This is a genomic window from Clostridium sp. ATCC BAA-442 (assembly GCF_964239415.1).
Lineage (GTDB): Bacteria > Bacillota > Clostridia > Oscillospirales > Oscillospiraceae > Flavonifractor > Flavonifractor plautii.
Window position 1 is genome coordinate 25,533 of sequence record NZ_CAXSQB010000012.1, and the last position, 19,100, is coordinate 44,632.

The 19,100-nt window shown below is 65.3% G+C and carries 19 protein-coding genes and 1 riboswitch; of the genes, 13 read left to right on the top strand and 6 right to left on the bottom strand.

All coding sequences use genetic code 11. The features are described from left to right. Positions 1-56: 56 nt before the first annotated feature. Complete coding sequence (locus ACESY8_RS07280; protein ID WP_009259578.1) at positions 57-458, bottom strand: winged helix-turn-helix transcriptional regulator; 402 nt, start codon at positions 456-458, stop codon at positions 57-59. Positions 459-611: 153 nt separating this feature from the next. On the opposite strand from ACESY8_RS07280, the gene ACESY8_RS07285 reads away from it, so the two are divergent. Then, positions 612-1,502 (top strand): radical SAM protein, encoded by an 891-nt coding sequence (locus tag ACESY8_RS07285; protein ID WP_054338426.1) that lies wholly within the window; start codon positions 612-614, stop codon positions 1,500-1,502. Positions 1,503-1,592: 90 nt separating this feature from the next. Then, entirely contained in the window at positions 1,593-2,537 is a 945-nt protein-coding gene (locus ACESY8_RS07290; RefSeq protein WP_024723171.1) for an L-lactate dehydrogenase, read from the top strand. Positions 2,538-2,600: 63 nt separating this feature from the next. Here the strand turns inward: ACESY8_RS07290 and ACESY8_RS07295 are convergent, their stop codons facing one another. From ACESY8_RS07295 to ACESY8_RS07310, 4 genes are all read right to left on the bottom strand, one after another. Next, positions 2,601-4,019, bottom strand: a complete 1,419-nt coding sequence (locus ACESY8_RS07295) for a copper amine oxidase N-terminal domain-containing protein (protein WP_226916628.1) — start codon at positions 4,017-4,019, stop codon at positions 2,601-2,603. Then, positions 4,016-4,600, bottom strand: coding sequence for an RNA polymerase sigma factor (locus ACESY8_RS07300; protein WP_319017625.1), 585 nt, complete (start codon positions 4,598-4,600; stop codon positions 4,016-4,018). The genes ACESY8_RS07295 and ACESY8_RS07300 overlap by 4 nt, the downstream gene beginning before the upstream one ends. Before the next feature lie 78 nt (positions 4,601-4,678). Further along, entirely contained in the window at positions 4,679-5,713 is a 1,035-nt protein-coding gene (locus ACESY8_RS07305; protein ID WP_054338427.1) for a threonine aldolase family protein, read from the bottom strand. A gap of 84 nt (positions 5,714-5,797) precedes the next feature. Continuing rightward, on the bottom strand, positions 5,798-7,480 hold the full coding sequence (locus tag ACESY8_RS07310) for a glutamine--tRNA ligase/YqeY domain fusion protein (RefSeq protein WP_055180492.1): 1,683 nt from the start codon (positions 7,478-7,480) through the stop codon (positions 5,798-5,800). Positions 7,481-7,779: 299 nt separating this feature from the next. On the opposite strand from ACESY8_RS07310, the gene glnA reads away from it, so the two are divergent. The 5 genes from glnA to ACESY8_RS07335 all read left to right on the top strand — a co-directional run bounded on the left by glnA (position 7,780) and on the right by ACESY8_RS07335 (position 12,884). Next, a complete protein-coding gene (glnA, locus tag ACESY8_RS07315; RefSeq protein WP_055180494.1) occupies positions 7,780-9,114 on the top strand; it encodes a type I glutamate--ammonia ligase in 1,335 nt (444 codons plus the stop codon). Positions 9,115-9,129: 15 nt separating this feature from the next. Then, the gene (locus tag ACESY8_RS07320; protein WP_289027449.1) at positions 9,130-9,669 is read left to right on the top strand and encodes an ANTAR domain-containing response regulator; all 540 of its coding nucleotides are present in this window, start codon (positions 9,130-9,132) and stop codon (positions 9,667-9,669) included. A 34-nt stretch (positions 9,670-9,703) separates the two neighbouring features. Beyond that, positions 9,704-9,885, top strand: a riboswitch (cobalamin riboswitch). Positions 9,886-10,016: 131 nt separating this feature from the next. Then, positions 10,017-11,024, top strand: a complete 1,008-nt coding sequence (locus ACESY8_RS07325; RefSeq protein WP_196011732.1) for an ABC transporter substrate-binding protein — start codon at positions 10,017-10,019, stop codon at positions 11,022-11,024. Between the two features lie 9 nt (positions 11,025-11,033). Further along, positions 11,034-12,104, top strand: coding sequence for a FecCD family ABC transporter permease (locus tag ACESY8_RS07330; protein ID WP_055180501.1), 1,071 nt, complete (start codon positions 11,034-11,036; stop codon positions 12,102-12,104). A gap of 12 nt (positions 12,105-12,116) precedes the next feature. Further along, a complete protein-coding gene (locus ACESY8_RS07335) occupies positions 12,117-12,884 on the top strand; it encodes an ABC transporter ATP-binding protein (RefSeq protein ID WP_007489618.1) in 768 nt (255 codons plus the stop codon). A 32-nt stretch (positions 12,885-12,916) separates the two neighbouring features. On the opposite strand, the gene ACESY8_RS07340 is transcribed toward ACESY8_RS07335, so the two are convergent. Next, positions 12,917-13,909 (bottom strand): GNAT family N-acetyltransferase, encoded by a 993-nt coding sequence (locus ACESY8_RS07340; protein WP_498794683.1) that lies wholly within the window; start codon positions 13,907-13,909, stop codon positions 12,917-12,919. Between the two features lie 211 nt (positions 13,910-14,120). On the opposite strand from ACESY8_RS07340, the gene ACESY8_RS07345 reads away from it, so the two are divergent. The 6 genes from ACESY8_RS07345 to ACESY8_RS07370 all read left to right on the top strand — a co-directional run bounded on the left by ACESY8_RS07345 (position 14,121) and on the right by ACESY8_RS07370 (position 19,008). Then, positions 14,121-14,864: a glycoside hydrolase family 25 protein gene (locus ACESY8_RS07345; protein WP_009259594.1), complete on the top strand. Its 744-nt coding sequence runs from the start codon at positions 14,121-14,123 to the stop codon at positions 14,862-14,864. 101 nt (positions 14,865-14,965) lie between these two features. Then, on the top strand, positions 14,966-15,877 hold the full coding sequence (gene murB / locus ACESY8_RS07350; protein WP_204681207.1) for a UDP-N-acetylmuramate dehydrogenase: 912 nt from the start codon (positions 14,966-14,968) through the stop codon (positions 15,875-15,877). A gap of 25 nt (positions 15,878-15,902) precedes the next feature. After that, positions 15,903-16,763, top strand: coding sequence for an RNase adapter RapZ (gene rapZ / locus ACESY8_RS07355; protein WP_007489624.1), 861 nt, complete (start codon positions 15,903-15,905; stop codon positions 16,761-16,763). A 13-nt stretch (positions 16,764-16,776) separates the two neighbouring features. Then, positions 16,777-17,781, top strand: a complete 1,005-nt coding sequence (locus ACESY8_RS07360; RefSeq protein WP_007489625.1) for a gluconeogenesis factor YvcK family protein — start codon at positions 16,777-16,779, stop codon at positions 17,779-17,781. 18 nt (positions 17,782-17,799) lie between these two features. Then, complete coding sequence (gene whiA / locus ACESY8_RS07365) at positions 17,800-18,693, top strand: DNA-binding protein WhiA (protein ID WP_054338430.1); 894 nt, start codon at positions 17,800-17,802, stop codon at positions 18,691-18,693. Positions 18,694-18,723: 30 nt separating this feature from the next. After that, the gene (locus ACESY8_RS07370; protein WP_009259597.1) at positions 18,724-19,008 is read left to right on the top strand and encodes a zinc ribbon domain-containing protein; all 285 of its coding nucleotides are present in this window, start codon (positions 18,724-18,726) and stop codon (positions 19,006-19,008) included. Positions 19,009-19,100: the final 92 nt, after the last annotated feature.

Below are 19,100 nucleotides of genomic sequence, written 5' to 3' on the forward strand. Positions count from 1 at the left end.
CCCCCCCCCCCCCCCCCCCCCCCCCCCCCCCCCCCCCCCCCCCCCCGCTGCGTCTCCTATGCCTCGGTTCCGGGGAGCGGGCCGCGCCCCCCGTCCTGGTAGGGGTTGACGTAATCCGGCGGGCAGAGGTGCGTTTCGCTCCACAGCAGCATGTGGTTCAGCACAGGCAGAAAGCTCTCGCCCATGGCCGTGAGGGTGTACTCCACCCGGGGCGGAACCTCGGGATAGACCTCCCGGTGGAGAAAGCCGTCGGCCTCCAGCTCGCGGAGCTGCCGGGTCAGGGTGGACTGGGTGATGCCGTCCAGGCGGCGCAGCAGCGCCCCGAAGCGCTGTACCCGGTAGAAGGCCACATACCACAGGATCAGGATTTTCCACTTCCCGCTGAGCACCGCCTGCAGGCGGCTCATGGGAAGGCAGCGGGCCAGCGCCTCCGGCGTCTGGAATTTGTTGTCTGCCATTGCGTTCCCTCCCTGTCCTGACATTATAGCGGGAAACCGGAAAAAAGCAAGACAGGATCAAAAAAGATACCGGGGCGCAAAAAAGACCGTACTTGAAGAACGGGCGGGGGCGGGCTATGCTGAACGGGACAAACCACAAGGAGGCAAACTGCCATGCACTACACAGGCACCATCTGGCGTCCGCCCTATGAATCCGGCTCCCTGCTGCTGGAGGCGGCCGCCGGCTGCACCCACCACCGCTGCAAGTTCTGCACGCTTTACGACGAGCTGCCCTTCCGCTTCCGGCTCTCTCCCCTGGAGGACATTGAGGCGGATCTGGCCGAGGCCCAGGAGCTGCTCCGGGGACAGCTCGTACAGCGGGTCTTTCTGGTGGGGGCAAACCCCTTTGCGCTTCAGACGGAGCGGCTGAAGGCCATCGCGGGGCGCATCCGCAAGTACTTCCCGGAGTGCCGGACCATCGGCTGCTTCGCGCGGGTGACCGATGTGGGACGGAAAACCGATGAAGCGCTCCGGGAGCTCCGCCGCCTGGGGTACGACGGCCTGACCATCGGCGTGGAGACGGGATACGATCCGGCGCTGCTCTTCATGGACAAAGGCTATCAGGCGCGGGACATCGTGGAACAGGCGCACCGGCTGGACGAGGCGGGCATCGCCTATCACTTTTTCTATCTGGCCGGAATTGCCGGGGCCGGACGCGGAGAGGCGGCGGCCCTGGCCAGCGCGTCGGTGTTCAATCAGACCAGCCCCCGCATCCTGGGCAGCTCCATGCTGACGGTCTATCCCCAGTCCCGGCTTTTTTCGGAGATGCAGGCCGGCCGGTGGACGGAGGCCGGGGAGGTGGAGAAGCTGGAGGAGCTGAAAACCCTGGTGGAGCACCTGGAGCGGCCCCTCTATTTTGCGGCCCTGGGCGCGTCCAACGCGGTTTCGGTTCACGGCTTTCTGCCGGAGGAGCGGGACGCCGTGGCCGCCAAGCTGGCGCGGGCCTGCCGCCCGGAGCACGAGGACGCCCTGCGCCGTTACCGGGCCGGTTTGCGGCATCTGTAGTGGAAGTAATACTTGAAAAACATATAGGAATAGTATAATATAGAAAGGGAAAGAAAGTGGGCATACTGGTTTCCAAAGGAGGCATGCAGGTTGAATAACATTCAGAAGGCGGCCGTCATCGGCTGCGGCTTTGTAGGCTCCAGCATTGCGTTCACGCTGATGCAGAGCGGCATCTTTTCCGAGCTGGTGCTCATCGACGCCAACCGGGACAAGGCGGAGGGGGAGGCCATGGATCTGTCCCACGGCCTGCCCTTCACCCACCCCATGGACATCCGGGCGGGGGACTACGATGACGTGGCCGACTGCGCCCTGGTGATCGTCACCGCCGGTGCGGGGCAGAAGCCGGGGGAGACCCGGCTGGATCTGGTGCACAAGAATGTGGCCATTTTCAGGAGTATCATCCCGGAGATCGCCCGGCGCAATAGGGACGCCATCCTGCTCATCGTGTCCAATCCCGTGGACGTGCTCACCTGGGCGGCGTGGAAGCTGTCCGGCTACCCGGCCAACCGGGTGCTGGGCTCGGGCACGGTGCTGGACACCGCCCGGCTCAAGTACCTGCTGGGGGAGCGCCTGGGGGTGGACAGCCGCAGCGTCCACGCCTTCATCATCGGCGAGCACGGCGACAGCGAGCTGGCGGTGTGGAGCGGGGCCAACGTGTCCGGCATCTCCCTGGATCACTTCTGCGAGCTGCGGGGCTACTACGAGCACGACAAGGCCGACGAGTGGCTCCAGCGGGAGGTGCGGGACAGCGCCTATGAGATCATCCGCCGCAAGGGGGCCACCTACTATGGCGTGGCCATGGCGGTGGAGCGCATCGTCCGCGCCATCGTGCGGGACGAGCACTCGGTGCTCCCGGTGTCCAACCTGCTCCAGGGCCAGTACGGCATCGACGGCCTGTGCATGAGCATACCCGCCGTGGTGGGCCGGAACGGGGTGGAGGACACCCTGGAGATCCCCCTCTCCCCGGCAGAGCGGGAGGCCCTGCGGGACTCCGCCGCCACCCTGCGGGGCGTGGTGGATAGCCTGGAGCTGTGAGAAAATGTGAAAACGGAGCCCGGCGCACAAAGCGCGCCGGGCTCCGTTTTTTGTCCGCCCGGCTCAGGGGATCACCAGCCAGGCTACCCGCTGGGCGTTGTCGGAGGGCCAGTTGTCATAGGCCGCGCTCATGGAGACCTGCCAGGCATCCTCAAACACAGCGTAGCAGGCGGCCAGCTTCCCGTCCTGGGCGGCGGGGGCTTCAAGCATCTCCACCGGCTGTCCGTCTACCAGAGCGGTGGTGCTGCCCGGCGTCAGAATGATGGTGACGCCCCGGTAGGTCATGGCGGCGGTCTGGGCCTCGTTGCTCCATACGCAGTCCACCCCCAGCCCTTCACACAGGGCCCGGACGGGGACGCTGTAGCCGCCGCCCTCCGACAGGCGGTCCATCAACGGGATCTGGAAGGGATAGAGGGCGGGATCTATCTCTACAGGCTCTGGTCTGCCGCCGTCCAGGGGATAGGCCATGCCGTTGAACACTACCGCATCCACCTGGGAGAGCTCCAGCACAGAGCGGAGCGGATGGGCGTAGTCGCAATGGATTGTGCCTCGATCGTTCCAGGAGGTGGGGCCAAGCAAATTGTCGCCCACGATCTGCCCCCAGCCGCACAGGGAGCCGTCGGTCATGCGGAAGAAAAGCAGGGGGAAAGCGTCGCCGTCCGCGTCGGCAAAGGAGTATTCCATCTGAATGGAGAGAGGAGACAGACTCACGGTTTCCAGGGTAACAGGGGCACCACCCTCAATGTGATCAAAGGTGCCGGAACCGGTACCCTCAGCATTAACCTCCACGGTAACAGGCTCTACCAGTTCCACGGGAATCTCCACGTAGGAGCCCTCCTTCATAAGGCCCAGCCGGAGCTGCACGGCGTAGACGGCGGCATTCAGCTCATCGACTCTCATACTGTAGGTGCGGGAGGTCTCCGTGCGCAGCGCCTCCTTTTCCCCATAGCTGAATCCACCTGCCACGGGCATCTCGACGGCAGGGCCGTTTCCGGTAGGAGTGGGCTCCGGCTTGACGGCCTCGTTCTCCAGAGCACGGACAGAGAAGGTGTCCATGTTCTCGAAGTCATCCGCCATGAGGGCGGCTGCTGCCGCGTCATTTTTGGCCTCAATGGTGACCAGCAGATAGGCGGAGCTGGTGTCCGCCACCGAGCTGATCACCGACAGGGTGTAGTTGTCGTCACGGATGGAATATGTCTCATGGCTTACGTAGTCCTCAACCGGGGTATTGTCCCCCTCAAAGTAGAAGTCCAGCACGTTCCACCGGCTGGCTACGGCCAGGGCGGAGCCGGCCAGCAGGGCCGCGATGGCGGCCGCCGCCGCGGCAAATCGGAGTTTCTGTCTCATATAGGCTCTCCTTTCCGAGGGGACGGCGTTCAGCGCGGCGTTGACCCGCCGCTTGACCGCCGCCGGGTCGGCCTGGGGACAGGGCACGCCCACCGGTACTGCGCCGTCCCACAGCTCCTGCATCCGGTCTCTCACGCCTCCACCCCTCCTTTCGTCAATGTATCCCGCAGGGTCTTCCGCCCCCGGAACAGCCGCTGCTTGGCGGCGGTCTGGGTCAGGCCCAGGGCACGGGCGATGTCCTTGAGCTTGTCGCCGCAGTAGTAATAGCGCAGGAACAGGGTGCGGTCGGGCTCGTCCAGCCCCTCCACCGCGTCCCACAGCCGGGCCGCCCACTCCCGCCGCTCCGCCTCGGCCTGGGGGTCCGCGCCGCCGGGGGCGGCGGTGTCCTCCGGCAGAGGGGCGGCCTCTTTGTGGGTGCGTAGCCAGTCCGCCGCCCTGTTCCGGGCCACCGTCCCCAGCCAGGGCCGCAGGCCCTGCTCCGGGTTCAGCTCCCCGGCGTGGGCCCACAGGGCCAGGAATACGTCGGCGGTCAGCTCCTCCACGTCCTCCCGGGCGCCCTGCCCGGCCAGCACCCGCACCACGACGGCGCTCACATAGGGGGTGAAGCGGTCGATGGCCCGCTCCAGGGCCAGGCGGCTGCCCTGCCGGAGCTTCTTTGCCAGCGTGATCTCGTCCAGCTTGTCCCCCTCCTCTCCAAGAACCGGTTCTATCAGTATATACGAAGCGGGGGCGGTTTGGTTACGGAACAGGCAAAAAAATTTCCCCGAGGCCTGGCCTCGGGGAAGAAAAGGAGCTCAGTGCAAGTCGGGCAGGGCGGCGAGCAGGCCGTCCACGTCCTCCTGGGAGGTCTGGAAACAGGTGACGAAGCGCACCACGGTATGGCTCCCGTCATAGGGGCACCAGTCCTCGTAATCGCACACCGCGTCGAGCTGGGGCTTGAGGGCGTTGTCCACCACGGCGAACACCTGGTTGGTGGGGGAGTCCACCCACAGCGTCCACCCCTTGGCCCTCAGCCCGTCCTGGAGGCGGGCGGCCATCTCGTTGGCGTGGCGGGCCATGTGGAAGTAGAGGTCGTCGGTGAACAGGGCCTGGAACATGACGCCCTGAATCCACCCCTTCTCCATCACCGCGCCCATGCGCTTCTTCATGCGGAAGAAGCCGTCGGTCAGCTCGGGCCGGGTGATCACCAGGGCCTCGCCGAACATGGCGCCGTTCTTGGTGCCGCCGATGTAGAAGGCGTCGCACAGGCGGGCGAACTCAGGCAGGGTCAGATCGTTGGCCTTGGAGGTGAGGGCGGCCCCCAGACGGGCGCCGTCCACGAAGAGGAGCAGGCCGTTCTCCCGGCAGAAGGCGTACAGGGCGGTCAGCTCCGCCTTGGTGTACACCGCGCCGTTCTCGGTGGCATTGGAGATGTAGACCAGGCCCGGCTTGGTCAGATGGGGGTCCTGGTGGAGGGCCAGCAGGGGAGGCAGCATCTCCGGGGTGATCTTGCCGTCGCCGCCCACGGGCACGGGGAGGATCTTGTGGCCGGTGGCCTCAAACGCGCCCACCTCGTGGCCGTTCAGGTGGCCGGAGTCGGGGCAGATGGCCGCCTCCCACGGCTTGAGCAGGAAGGAGCAGGCCACCACGTTGGTCTGGGTGCCGCCGATGAGGAACTCCACCATGGCGTCGGGGCAGCCGCACACCTCCCGGATGCGCTCCTTGGCCCGGGCGGTGTACCCGTCGTCGCCGTAGCCGTGGTTGCCCTCCAGGTTGACGGCGCACACCGCCTCCAGAACCTTGGGGTGGGCGCCGAAGGAGTAGTCGTTGCGGAAGAGATACTTTTTCATCACGCATACCTCCAGTTGTTTTGCGAAAAAGGCGGGCGGCCGCAGGCCGGGGTGACCTGCGGTCGCCCGCCGCCGTTCTGTGGCCTAAAATTTGAAGGAGTCCTTGAGGCTCACCGAGCGGTTGAACACCAGATGGCCGGGGGCGCTGTCCTTGTTGTCCACGCAGAAGTAGCCCTGGCGCAGGAACTGGAAGGAGGCGGGGGCCTCCGCGCCGGCCAGGCCCGCCTCCACCTTGGCGTGGGGGAGCACCTCCAGGGAGCTGGGGTTGAGGCAGTCCAGGAAGTTCTTGTCCCCGGCGTCCGGCTCGGCGTCGGTGAACAGGTTGTCGTACAGCCGCACCTCGGCGTCCACGGCGGTGGCGGCGTCCACCCAGTGGATGGTGGCCCCCTTCACCTTGCGGCCGTCGGCGGGATCGCCCCCCCGGCTGTCCGGATCGTACTCGGCCAGAATGGCGGTGACGTTGCCCGCCGCGTCGGTCTCATAGCCGGTGCACTTGATCACATAGGCGCCCTTGAGGCGGCACTCCGGCCCGTCGGGGTAGAGGCGCTTGTACTTGGGCACCGGCGCGGGGAGAAAGTCCTCCGCCTCGATATACAGCTCCCGGGAGAAGGTGACCTCCCGCGCGCCGTCCTCCGGGCGGTTGGGGTTGTTCTCCACGGAGAAGGTCTCGCTCTGTCCCTCGGGGTAGTTGGTGATGATGAGGCGTACCGGGCGGAGCACCGCCATGCGCCGCTGGGCGGTCTCGTTCAAATCCTCCCGCAGGCAGTGCTCCAGGAAGGCGTACTCCACGGTGGAGGCTGCCTTGCTCACGCCGTTGCGCTCGGAGAAGTTGCGGATGGCCCGGGGGGTGTAGCCCCGCCGGCGCAGGCCGCACAGGGTGGGCATGCGGGGGTCGTCCCAGCCGGACACCCGGCCCTCCTCCACCAGCTGGCGGAGCTTGCGCTTGCTCATCACGGTGTAGTTGATGCCCAGGCGGGCGAACTCGATCTGCCGGGGCTTGGCGGGGACGGGGCAGTTGGCGATCACCCAGTCATAGAGGGGGCGGTGATCCTCAAACTCCAGGGAGCAGAGGGAGTGGGTAATCCCCTCCAGCGCGTCCTCCAGGGGGTGGGCGAAGTCGTACATGGGGTAGATGCACCACTTGTCCCCCTGGCGGTGGTGGTGCATGTGGTTGATGCGGTAGAGCACCGGGTCGCGCATGTTGAAGTTGCCGCTGGCCAGATCGATCTTGGCCCGCAGGGTCATGGCCCCGTTGGGGAATTCGCCGGCGCGCATCCGGGCGAAGAGATCCAGGGACTCCTCGATGGGCCGGTCGCGGAAGGGAGAGCGGGCGGGGGTGTTCACGTCGCCGCGGTACTCCTTAAACTGCTCGGGGGTCAGCTCGCACACGTAGGCCAGGCCCTTTTTGATGAGCTCCACGGCGTACTCGTACATCTTCTCAAAATAGTCGGAGGCGAAGAAGAAGCGGCCGCCCCAGTCGTAGCCCAGCCAGTGGATGTCCTCCTGAATGGCCTCCACGTACTCCACGTCCTCCTTGGTGGGGTTGGTGTCGTCCATGCGCAGGTTGCACAGGCCGCCGTACTTCTCGGCGGTGCCGAAGTCCACGAAGATCGCCTTGGCATGGCCGATGTGCAGGTAGCCGTTGGGCTCCGGCGGGAACCGGGTGTGGACGGTCATGCCTTGGAACTGACCACCCTGGGCGATGTCCTCGTCAATGAAATCATGGATGAAGTTCTGCGTCATGGTGGGTTTCAGCTCTTCTGGCATGTAAATTCACTCCTTTATCTCGATACGAACTCTTATTTTACCCTGAACAGCGGGAAAAAGCAAGAGAGGGAGGACATTCCGGCATATTTTTTCCAGAAGGGCGGAGAAAATTGCATAAAAGGGGGCGTGGGAAGGGGGAGAGGGCCCGGATAGTTGTCACAAAGTGCGGAAAGGGAGGCCCAAAGCCCTTGACAGAGGGAGGCGGAACACGGTATACTTACGACAATCGTTGTGAACAAAGGCGTTCCGACCCCAAGGGCGGAGCGCCTTCATTTTTAAAGCGAAAGGGGCGGCAGACCATGGGGGTCTACAGCAAAGAGGACATCATCCGCATCGTTCGGGAAGAGGAAATCGAGTTCGTGCGCCTGCAGTTTACCGACATTTTCGGCATGCTCAAAAACGTGGCCATCACCGCGTCCCAGATTGAAAAGGCGGTCAGCAACCAGTGTATGTTCGACGGCTCCTCCATTGAGGGCTTCGTCCGCATTGACGAGTCTGACCAGTACCTCTACCCGGATCTGAAGAGCTTCCGTATCTTCCCCTGGCGGCCCAGCCACGGTAAAGTGGCCCGGCTGATCTGCGACGTATACAACACCGACGGAACCCCCTTCGTGGGCGACCCCCGCTATGTGCTCAAGCGGGTGATCCAGAAGGCCAACGACATGGGCTACGACCGTTTCAATGTGGGCCCGGAGGCGGAGTTCTTCCTGTTCAAGACCGACGAGGAGGGCAAGCCCACCACCCAGACCAACGACGAGGCGGGCTACTTCGACCTGGGCCCCCTGGATCACGGGGAGTCCACCCGGCGGGAGATCTGCATGGCGCTGGAGCAGATGGACTTTGAGATCGAAGCCAGCCACCACGAGTGCGCCCAGGGCCAGCATGAGATCGACTTCAAGTACGCCGAAGCCCTCCACGCCGCCGACAACATCATGACCTTTAAGCTGGCGGTCAAGACCCTGGCCCAGCGCAACGGCCTCCACGCCACCTTCATGCCCAAGCCGATCTTCGGGATAGCGGGCTCCGGTATGCACACCAACATGTCCCTGTTCCGCAACGGCAAAAACGCCTTCTACGACCCCGACGATCCCCGCGGCCTGTCCAAGGAGGCGTACAGCTTCATCGCCGGACTGCTCCACCATGTGCGGGGCATGGCGGCGGTGACCAACCCCCTGGTCAACTCCTACAAGCGGCTGGTGCCCGGCTACGAGGCCCCCTGCTACCTGGCCTGGTCGGCGTCCAACCGCTCCGCCCTCATCCGCATCCCCGCCAGCCGGGGCCAGGGCACCCGGGTGGAGCTGCGCTCCCCCGACCCCTCCTGCAACCCCTACCTGGCCTTCGCTGTCTGCCTGGCCGCCGGACTGGACGGCATCGAGAAGGGTATGACGCCCCCGGCGGAGATCACCGAGAACATCTACGCCATGGACGCCGCCGCCCGGAAGGCCCACGGCATCGAGAGCCTGCCCGGCTCCCTGGAGGAGGCCCTCCGCGCCCTGGAGGCCGACCAGTTGATTCTGGACACCCTGGGGGAGCACGTGGCCGCCAACTACCTGACGGGCAAGTGGCGGGAGTGGGACGAGTACCGCACCCGCGTGTCCTCCTGGGAGCGGGAGAAGTACATCATCAACTATTAAGGCCCCGTGGAGACGGTGGTCGTCGCCTTTGAGGGCGAGAAAAACGGCCGGAGACTCAAGGAGCTGCTGGAGAGCTCCGGGACGGCCGCCTGCCTGCTCTGCCGCTCCGCGGATCAGGTCAAGCGCCTGGTCCGCCAGCAGCGGCTCACCGCCGTGGTGTGCGGCTATAAGTTCCCGGATGGGACGGCGGAGGAGCTGGCCGGGGAGCTGCCCGGCTTCTGCACGGTGTTGCTGCTGGCCCCCCGCGGCCTGCTGGAGCTGGTGCCGGAGCGCCCTGGACTCCTCCGCCTCTCCGCCCCCGCAGGCAGGCGGGAGCTGCTCGCCGCGGTGGAGGAGCTGCTTCGGCTGGGCGAGGAGGCCGGAGCCCTCCTGCCGCCCCGGCGGAGCAGCGAGGAGCGGGAGGTAGTGGAGCGGGCCAAGGAGCGGCTGATGGCGCGCAGCGGCATGACCGAGGAGGAGGCCCACCGGGCCCTCCGGCGGCGGAGCATGGACCGCCGCATCCCCCTGGCAGACGCGGCGCGGATGCTCTTGGACGAGGAGCGTCCCGCCCCTTGACAAAGGGGAAAAATTGGCGTAGTATGTCTTTTGACAACTTGATAGCATGGACAGTGCCGCCCTCCGGGGCGGGTAAAAGGGAATCGGGTGCAAATCCCGAACGATCCGGTCACTGTAAGCGGGGAGCCGGCCGCAGACGCCATTGTGGAGACACGAGAAGGCGCGGCCCGGCGGAGAGCCGTAAGTCAGGAAACCTGCTGTCTGTGCAGAAGGATAGGTGTCTTCCGCAGAAAGTAGCCTGTCTGTTTGCCGCCGTGTGGTCCGATTGTGCCCATGGCGATGAGCAGTCCCGCTTTCCGTCGGAAAGCGGGATTTTTCTGTCCACAGCACAAAAAAGGAGGATTATCATGAAAAAGCTCGTACCCCTGACCCTCGCCCTCGCCCTGGGCCTGACGGCCTGCGGCACCGCCGGCCAGAATCCGGCCCCGGCGGCCAGCCCCACTCCTGCGGGGGATGTCCAGGGCGCGGAAACCCCGGCAAACACCGAGGGATTTCCCTTTACCCTGACCACCAAGGACGGCGCGGAGGTCACATTTACCCACGTGCCCGAGAAGGTTCTCTGTACGAATGTGAACACGGGCGATCAACTGATGGCCCTGGGGCTGGGGGACAGGATCATTTACACAGCCAATAACAATACCCGCGTGGCACCCGAGTACCGTGCGGAATACGAGGTCATTCCCCAGATGGCGGATAAGCCGAGCCTGGAAACCATCCTGGCGCTGGAGCCCGACTTTGTCTACGGCCGCTCCAGCGCCTTCAGTGAGAAATATAACACGGAACATGACACCCTCTCCCAGTACGGAATTATGTCCCTGTCCTCCATCGAGGGCTACAAGCTGGGGGCTGATTTGGAGGACGTATATCAGGATTTCTATAACCTGGGACGCATCTTCCAAGTGGAAGAACGGGCGGAGGAGCTGGTGAATGACATGCAGGCCCAGATTGCCGCCGCCGAGGAGGCGGTGACGGGCCAGGAGGCCATCCCGGTGTTCGTTTTTGACATGGCCCAGGAGGAGGGCGCCTACACCTGCGGCAACAACTTCACCTCCAAGCTCATCGAGCACGCGGGCGGCGTCAACATCTTCAACGATCTGGACACCACCTGGGCCACCGTGAGCTGGGAAACCGTGGTGGAGCGGGCCCCCGAGGTGATCATCATCGACGACTACGGCGATACCTCTCTGGAGGAGAAGATTGCCCAGCTCAAGGAGAACCCTGCCTTGGCCACGGTGCCCGCCATCCAGAACGACCGCATTATCTCCGTGACGCTGTGCGAGTCTTTTGCCAGTTCCATGACGGGCGACACGGTGGAGAAGTTTGCCCGTGCCTTCCACCCCGACTGCTTCGCGTAAGAGGGCGGTATGAAGCAGTTTTGCAGGCTGGTGAAGACTCACACCTTTCTGACCTGTCTGGTGCTGGCAGCGGTGCTCCTGGCATCTATCATCATCGGCATCGGCACCGGGCCGGTGGCCATCCCCTTTGCCGAGGTGTGGCGGGTGATGTTCCACCGGCTGGGCGGCCTGCTGACCGGCTCGGAGCTCCCCCTGGAGGGGGTGCGGGAGAGCACCCAGAACATCGTCTGGTTCCTGCGGGCCCCGCGGGTGCTGCTGGGGGCCCTGGTGGGGGCGGCCCTCACCCTTTCCGGCGTGGGGATGCAGGCATTCACCAAGAATCCGCTGGCCGAGCCCTATGTGCTGGGCATTTCCTCCGGCGCATCACTAGGCGCGGTGCTGGCTATGCTGCTGGGGGTGTCCCTGCCTGTGCTGGGCCGCCTGTCGGTGTCCGCCGGCGCCTTTGCCGGGGCTCTGGTGTCCATCCTCCTGGTGTACCTTCTGGCCCGCACCCGAAATGCGGTGACACCGATCCGGCTGATCCTGGTGGGAGTGGCGGTATCCGCCATGTTCCAGGCATTTACCAACTACATCGTCTATACCGCCCCGGACGACGCCGCCGTCCGGGAGGCCACCTTCTGGATGCTGGGAGGACTGGGCAGCGCGGAGTGGGCCGACGTGCCACTGCTGGCCGGCCTGGTGCCTCCGGCCCTCCTGCTGATGCTGGCCCTGGCCAAGCCCCTCAATGCCATGATGATGGGGGATAGCTCCGCCGTCACCCTGGGAGTCAACCTGACGGTGGTGCGCAATGTGCTCATCGGCGTCACCGCCCTGCTGACCGCCTCCTCGGTGGCGGTCAGCGGCTGCATCGGCTTTGTGGGGCTGGTCATCCCCCACCTGGTTCGCTCGGTGGTGGGGCCGGATCACCGGAAGCTGGTTCCCCTGGCCACTCTGTTCGGGGCCATCTTTCTCATCTGGGTAGACGTGGGAGCCCGGATCATCAAGCCGCCGGCGGAGATCCCCGTGGGAATCCTGACGGCGTTCCTGGGCGCACCCCTGTTCCTGTGGATGATCAAGGTGCGCCGCTATGAATTCCAGTAGGGGGGCCGCGCCATGATAGAGGCAAAACAGGTCCGGTACGGCATCCGCAGCCGGGAGATCCTCCGGGGCGTGGATTTCCGGGTGGAGAAGGGGGAGTTCGTCGGGCTCATCGGCCCCAACGGCAGCGGCAAATCCACATTCCTCAAAAACGTCTACAAGGTGCTCCGCCCCCAGGCGGGGGAGCTGACCCTCATGGGGGACGATCTGCTGGCCATGAGCAACCGGGAGATGGCCCAGCGGCTTGCCGTCATGGTACAGGAGCAGGAGGCCGCCTTCGATTTCACGGTGGAGGAGGTGGTCATGATGGGGCGGCAGGCCCGCAAGCGGCTGCTGGAGACCGACAGCCGGGAGGACCGGGCGCTGGTAGGGGAGATCCTGGCGCGCACCGGGCTGGCCTCCCTGCGGGAGCAGGGGTTCTCCACCTTGTCCGGCGGGGAGAAGCAGCGGGTGCTTATCGCCCGGGCCCTGGCCCAGCAGACGGCGGTGCTGGTGCTGGACGAGCCGACCAACCACCTGGACATCAAGTACCAGCTCCAGCTCATGGAGCTGGTGCGGGGGAGCGGATGTACCGTAGTGGCCGCCATCCACGATCTCAATCTGGCCGCGGCCTACTGCCACCGGCTCTACGCATTGAAGGACGGGGTGATCGTGGGGGAGGGCGCGCCCAAAGAGCTCCTTACCCCCGCTTTTCTGCGGGAGGTGTACGAGGTGGAGGCGGAGGTGCTCACCGGACGGGACGGCTCCCTGCGGGTGTTCTTTTACCCGTCCCGCATATCATAAAAACGGCCCCCCGGCGTTGCCCGGGGGCCATTTTATTCTGCCAGCCAGTCGAAAGCCAGGCGGGGGGTGCCGTCCTCCACATAGATGGTGCCGCAGGGCTGGAATCCGTGCTTGGCGATCAGATGGCGCATGACGGCGTTGTTCTCGTGGGTGTCGATGCGCAGGTGGGACATGCGCCCCTTGCAGAAGGCCATGCAGGCGGCAAACAGGCCGTGAACCGTGCCGTCGCCGGCCACCCGGTGGATGGTGCCGTAGGGGGCGCCGGAGCGCCAGGCCCCCTCGATGACGCGGTAGTTGGGCTCATCCCCCAGGCGGAGGACAAAGGCCCCGTGGATGACTCCGTCCTGGTCAAAGACGTACAGCTCACCCCGCTGCAGATCCGCCTCCAGATCCTCCGGGAGGGGGTAGCGGTCGCTCCACTGGGTGGGGTTGCCGTGCTCGGCCATGAAGCGGCGGGCCGCGCCGTAGACGGGACCCAGAGCGGGCAGATCGTCGGGCCGCGCCGGCCGGATCATGGGTGCCGCCTCTGCGGACCCCGCGCCCGGCCCATCGGCACTCAAGAAGGCTTCCAGATGGACCTTTTGCGGCCTCAGACCGCAGGATTCGTAAAATTTCAGGGCGGAGGGATTGCAGCTCCATACATTGAGCGTCAGATTATAGCACCCGCTTTTCCGGGCGAATTCCGCCGCGTAGGCATAGAGGGCCCCGCCGATGTGCTGCCCCCGAAGCGCCTCGTCCACACACAGATCATCAATGTAAAGAGTTTTTACATCCGTCAGGATGTTGTGATTGACATACTGCTCAAATTGACAGAAGACGTAGCCCAGCACCCGCTCCCCGCCGTCCACGGCCACAAAAATGGGTGCATTTTCATCGTTTATTTTCTGACTCAACTGGGCATCCGTGTACTTTCTGCCTCCGGCCCGGAAGAGACCCGGCCGCCCGGTGTGATGCACCTGAGCCACCTGAGCCAAAAGCCCATGGATGCGGGGGATGTCTCTCTCCTCTGCTCTGCGAATAAGCATAGGTACCTCCTTCCTAAGCGCCCCAGAGGCGCCCCGGCGGAGCAGGGACCTCTGTCCTGTGTTCAGGAGCAAATCATACCACGTTCCGCCCCGGCTGACAAGGCCGGAGGCCCGGCTGGCGGTCCTTTTCCCGAACGAACCGGCCCGGGATCGCAAAATTTTGATTGCCTTTAGGCGCAAAGTGCCGTATGATGGAGGCTGGTGATGCCTTTTGAAAAAATTGCTTCGGGTACTGGGGCGGCTGTTTCTGGCGCTCCTGTTTTTAGCCGCCGCTGCGCTGGTTACCCTGGGCCTGCTGCGCTGGCGGGGCCTGATCCTTCTGCCCGACGAAGCGGACCCCGACGAGTGGGAGGTCTTCGGCGTGGACGTGTCCTCCTACCAGGGGGAGGTGGACTGGCCCGTTCTGGCGGAGCAGGGGGTGGACTTTGCATTCATTAAGGCCACGGAGGGCTCCCTCCTCCAGGACAGGCGGTTTGCCGCCAACTGGGCCGGAGCGGCGGCGGCCGGAGTGCGGGCGGGAGCCTATCACTTCCTCAGCTATGACAGCCCCGGCGAGACCCAGGCGGACAATTTTATCGCTGCGGTTCCGGTGACCGAGGGGGCCTTGCCCCCGGTGGTGGATATCGAGTTCTACGGGGAATATCTGGACACGCCGCCGGAGAAGGAGCGGGTGCGGGCCATTCTGGACCCCCTGCTGGAGCGGCTGGAGGCCCACTACGGCGTCAAGCCCATCCTCTACGTGACCTACCGCTCTTACTACCGCTATATCGCTGGGGGCGGCTACGGGGACTACCCCATCTGGTGCTCCAGCCCCACGGTGTTCCCGCTGGTGCCCGGCTGGGACTTCTGGCAGTACTCCCACTCCGCCGAGCTGGAGGGCTACTACGGGACCCAGCGGCGCATTGATCTGAACATCTTCCGGGGTAGCCGGGCGGAATTTGAGCGGTTTGGATAGACCGGACGGGGGCAGGCGAGAAAAAACGCCTGTCCTCTTCTATTTCCGCCGGAATTCTGGTATAATAATAAACCAATGTATTTTGCGTGTGGGAGGTCGCTATGGACCGATTTGAGAGACTGGCGGGTGCCCTGCGGCGGATACCCGGCCTGGAGGTGCGGGAAAACGAGCCCATGAAGAGGCACACCACGTTCCGCATCGGCGGCCCGGCCCGGCTGATGGCGCTGCCCAGGAGCCGGAAGGAGGCCGCCGCCGCCGTGCAGGCCGCCACAGAGGCTGGAATCGCCCCTTTTTTCCTGGGAAACGGCAGCAATCTGCTGGTGGCCGACCACGGCTATGAGGGCTTTGTGCTCAAGGCGTGCGGCCTGGATCAGGTGCGGGAAGTCAACCACCGGCTGCGGGCGGAGAGCGGTATCACCCTGGCCCGGCTGGCCAACGCTGCCCTGGGCCGGGGGCTCACCGGCCTGGAGTTTGCCCACGGTATCCCCGGCACACTGGGCGGGGCCGTGGTGATGAACGCCGGGGCCTACGGCGGGGAGATGGTGCAGGTGCTCACTGCCGTCACCTACCTGGACGGGGCGGGGGAGGAGCACACCCTGCCCGCCGCCGCGTGCGCCCTGACCTACCGGCACAGCCGGTTCTCCGACCGCCCGGACTGGCTTGTCCTGGAGGCGGAGCTGGAGCTTCGGCTAGGAGATGGAGAGGCCATCCGGGCCCGCATGGACGAACTGGCCGCCAAGCGGCGGGAGAAGCAGCCCCTGGAGTGGCCCAGCGGGGGCAGTACCTTCAAGCGGCCGGAGGGCCACTTCGCCGCCGCGCTGATCGAGGGGTGCGGCCTCAAGGGCGTGGGGATCGGTGGAGCCCAGGTGTCGGAAAAGCATGCGGGCTTCGTGGTCAACCGGGGCGGCGCCACGGCGGACGATGTGCGGCGGCTGATGGCGCTGGTTCAGGAGACGGTGCTGCGGGAGACCGGCGTGGCGCTGGAGCCGGAGGTCCGGCTGCTGGGGTTCTGACGGGGCGCGGAAAAAGGAGATTGCAATGGAATTTATCATTATATCCGGCCTGTCCGGTGCGGGAAAGAGTAAGGTGGCCTCCTTTCTGGAGGATATCGGGTTCTACGTGGTGGACAACATGCCCGCCCCGCTGATGCCCAAATTTGCCGAGCTGTGCATGGCCGGGCCGGGCCGCTATGACCGGGTGGCCCTGGTCACCGATATCCGGGGCGGCCAGACCTTCGATGGGCTGTTTGACGCCCTCCACGAGCTGCACCGCATGGGCTGTGCGTATAAAATCCTCTTTGTGGAGGCCAGCGTAGAGACCATCATCAAGCGCTACAAGGAGACCCGGCGGATGCACCCGCTGTCCTCGACCTCCCGCTCGCTGGACGAGGCGGTGCGGCAGGAGCGCACCGTCCTGGCCCCCGTCCGCCAGCGGGCGGAGTACATCATTGACACCTCGGCCCTCTCCACCGCCAAGCTGCGGGGGGAGGTGCTGCGGCTGTTCGGGGATGGGGGGAGTACCCCGGCCATGAGTGTCAGCGTCATCTCCTTCGGCTTCAAGTACGGCATCCCCATCGAGGCCGACCTGGTGTTCGACGTGCGCTTTCTGCCCAACCCCTACTACATCGCCGAGCTGCGCCATCAGACCGGGCTGGACGAGGGGGTATACAGCTTTGTCTTTGGCTATCAGCAGACCAAGGACTTCATGGCCCACCTGGAGAGCCTCATCGGCTTCCTCCTGCCCCAGTATGTGGAGGAGGGAAAGGCGGCGCTGGTCATCGGCATCGGCTGCACCGGCGGGCAGCACCGCTCGGTGGCCATTACCAAGGCCCTGGCCGACTTCATCAAGCAGAAGGGCTATCAGGCCACGGAGAACCACCGGGACATGACGCGGGCGTAAGGAGGTGGACACTATGACGGAATGGAACGGCGGAGCGGGCCCTAGGATTGTGGCCATCGGAGGAGGCACCGGGCTGTCCACCATGCTGCGGGGGCTGAAAAGCCGCACCCGCAGCCTGACGGCCATCGTCACCGTGGCCGACGACGGCGGCGGCTCGGGCATGCTGCGGCAGGATCTGGGTATGCCCCCTCCGGGGGACATCCGCCACTGCATGGAGGCCCTGGCCAACGCCGAGCCGGTGATGCAGCAGCTTCTGACCTACCGATTCCCGGAGGGCTCCGGCAACCTGACGGGGCAGTCCTTCGGCAACCTGATTCTGGCCGCCCTCAACGGCATCTCCGACTCCTTCGACCAGGCGGTGGCCCGCATGAGCGAGGTGCTGGCCATCAGCGGCCGGGTGCTGCCTGTGACCAATGAGAACGTGGCGCTGGAGGCCACCTTCGAGAACGGCACCCGGGTGCTGGGGGAGTCTAAGATCAGCGCCTTCAAGAAGGAGCAGGACTGCCGCATTGAGAGCGTCCGCCTGCTGCCGGAGCACCCAAAGGCCCTGCCGGAGGCGGTGCGGGCCATCGGGGAGGCGGAGCTGATCCTCCTGGGCCCCGGCAGCCTTTACACCAGCGTCATCCCCAACCTGCTGGTGGACGGCATTGCCGACGCGGTGCGTGCCTCCGACGCGCTGAAGATCTACATCTGCAACATCATGACCCAGGACGGGGAGACCGAGGGCATGACCGCCTCTGACCACGTAAAGGCCCTGCTCGACCACTCCGGGCCGGGGCTGGTGGATCTGTGCCTGTGCAACTCCGCGCCGGTGCGCCCCGGCCTGGTGGAGCGGTACAGGGAGGAGGACGCCGCCCCCATCGTGGTGGACCGGGCGGCCATCGAGGCCCTGGGGGTGGAGGCCGTCACCCGGCCCCTGGCCTCCGAGACCCTTAACTACGCCCGCCACTCCTTTGCCCGCCTGGCCGAGGCGGTGATGGAGCTTTACAACGAGCGGGCCGACACCAAGATTTTTTGAGAAAGGGAGGGGGGCACTATGTCGTTTTCCTCTGAGGTCAAGGCGGAGCTGTGCCGGACGGCCCTCTCCCGCCGCTGCTGCGCCCAGGCGGAGGCCTACGGAGTGCTGCTCTACTGCAACCAGTTCACCGCCTCACAGGTGCGCATCAGCACCGAGTCCACCGCCTTTGCCGCCCGGCTGCCCGCCCTGTTCCACAGGGCCTTTCAGCTCTCCTTTGACCGCACGCCGGAGAAGGGGGCGTCCAAGCAGATTTTCTCCATCACAGAGCCGGACAAGCTGTCCGCCCTCTGGTCGGCGTTCGGCCATGAGCCGGCGGGCACCCTGGCCCATCACATTAACTTTGCCGTGCTGGAGGAGGAGCACTGCCGCCTGGCCTTTTTTCGGGGGGCCTTTCTGGCGGGCGGCTCGGTGACCGACCCGGCCAAGCGCTACCACCTGGAGCTGTCCACCCCCCATCTGAGTGTCAGCCGGGAGCTGCGGGCCCTCCTGCTGGAGTGTGGCTTCACCCCCAAGGAGACCACCCGCAAGGCCAACTCCATCACCTACTTCAAGCAGAGCGAGGCCATTGAGGACTTTCTCACCGCCATCGGCGCGCCCCTGGCGGCCATGGAGATCATGAACGCCAAGGCGGAGAAGGATCTCCGGGGGAGCATCAACCGCCGGGTCAACTGCGACGCGGCCAATCTGGACAAGGCGGTGGACGCCGCCCAGGGGCAGATCGAGGCCATCTACAGGCTGGAGGAGCGCGGCATGCTGGAGGAGCTGCCCGACAAGCTCAAGGAGGCGGTGGATCTGCGGGTGGCCCACCCGGAGCTCACCCTGGCCCAGCTTGCGGAGCTGTGCGAACCGCCCGTCTCCAAATCCGCGTTCAACCACCGCCTGCGCAAGCTGATGGAGATGGCCAGGGCGTAGGGCGGGAAAGAAAAGAAAGGGTAGATTGCCATGGAGAAGCAAGTGGTTCAAAAGCGCTGGAAGCTGATTTTCTGGGGCCTTACGGCGGCGGCTGTTGCGCTGCTGGCGCCGGGCCTGGTGCTGACGCTGGAGCCGGCGCTGTTTCTGGGGCTGGGCGTTCTGGCGGCTGTGGTATTCTGCACGGGTCTGTGTATTGCTGTGATCAAGCTCCGGTGTCCTGCCTGCGGCGGCTCGGTGTACCACCAGGCCATGCGGGCGCAGGAGGGCATCCCCTTTGCCTGCCCAAAGTGCGGCCGGAAGCTGGAGATGAAATGAGATGAAAAAGAGAAGAGACGCCCGAAAGACCAGGCGGGTGCTGCTACTGCCTACGGTACTCGCCTTTGCGCCCCGCTGTCCTCTCTGCGGGG

Excerpts from the sequence above, each read along its gene's own strand:
- ACESY8_RS07280 (WP_009259578.1), bottom strand. The coding sequence starts at position 458 with ATGGCAGACAACAAATTCCAGACGCCGGAGGCGCTGGCCCGCTGCCTT.
- ACESY8_RS07285 (WP_054338426.1), top strand. The coding sequence starts at position 612 with ATGCACTACACAGGCACCATCTGGCGTCCGCCCTATGAATCCGGCTCC.
- ACESY8_RS07305 (WP_054338427.1), bottom strand. The coding sequence starts at position 5,713 with ATGAAAAAGTATCTCTTCCGCAACGACTACTCCTTCGGCGCCCACCCC.
- ACESY8_RS07310 (WP_055180492.1), bottom strand. The coding sequence starts at position 7,480 with ATGCCAGAAGAGCTGAAACCCACCATGACGCAGAACTTCATCCATGAT.
- glnA (WP_055180494.1), top strand. The coding sequence starts at position 7,780 with ATGGGGGTCTACAGCAAAGAGGACATCATCCGCATCGTTCGGGAAGAG.
- ACESY8_RS07325 (WP_196011732.1), top strand. The coding sequence starts at position 10,017 with ATGAAAAAGCTCGTACCCCTGACCCTCGCCCTCGCCCTGGGCCTGACG.
- ACESY8_RS07330 (WP_055180501.1), top strand. The coding sequence starts at position 11,034 with ATGAAGCAGTTTTGCAGGCTGGTGAAGACTCACACCTTTCTGACCTGT.
- ACESY8_RS07335 (WP_007489618.1), top strand. The coding sequence starts at position 12,117 with ATGATAGAGGCAAAACAGGTCCGGTACGGCATCCGCAGCCGGGAGATC.
- ACESY8_RS07340 (WP_498794683.1), bottom strand. The coding sequence starts at position 13,909 with ATGCTTATTCGCAGAGCAGAGGAGAGAGACATCCCCCGCATCCATGGG.
- murB (WP_204681207.1), top strand. The coding sequence starts at position 14,966 with ATGGACCGATTTGAGAGACTGGCGGGTGCCCTGCGGCGGATACCCGGC.
- rapZ (WP_007489624.1), top strand. The coding sequence starts at position 15,903 with ATGGAATTTATCATTATATCCGGCCTGTCCGGTGCGGGAAAGAGTAAG.
- ACESY8_RS07360 (WP_007489625.1), top strand. The coding sequence starts at position 16,777 with ATGACGGAATGGAACGGCGGAGCGGGCCCTAGGATTGTGGCCATCGGA.
- whiA (WP_054338430.1), top strand. The coding sequence starts at position 17,800 with ATGTCGTTTTCCTCTGAGGTCAAGGCGGAGCTGTGCCGGACGGCCCTC.
- ACESY8_RS07370 (WP_009259597.1), top strand. The coding sequence starts at position 18,724 with ATGGAGAAGCAAGTGGTTCAAAAGCGCTGGAAGCTGATTTTCTGGGGC.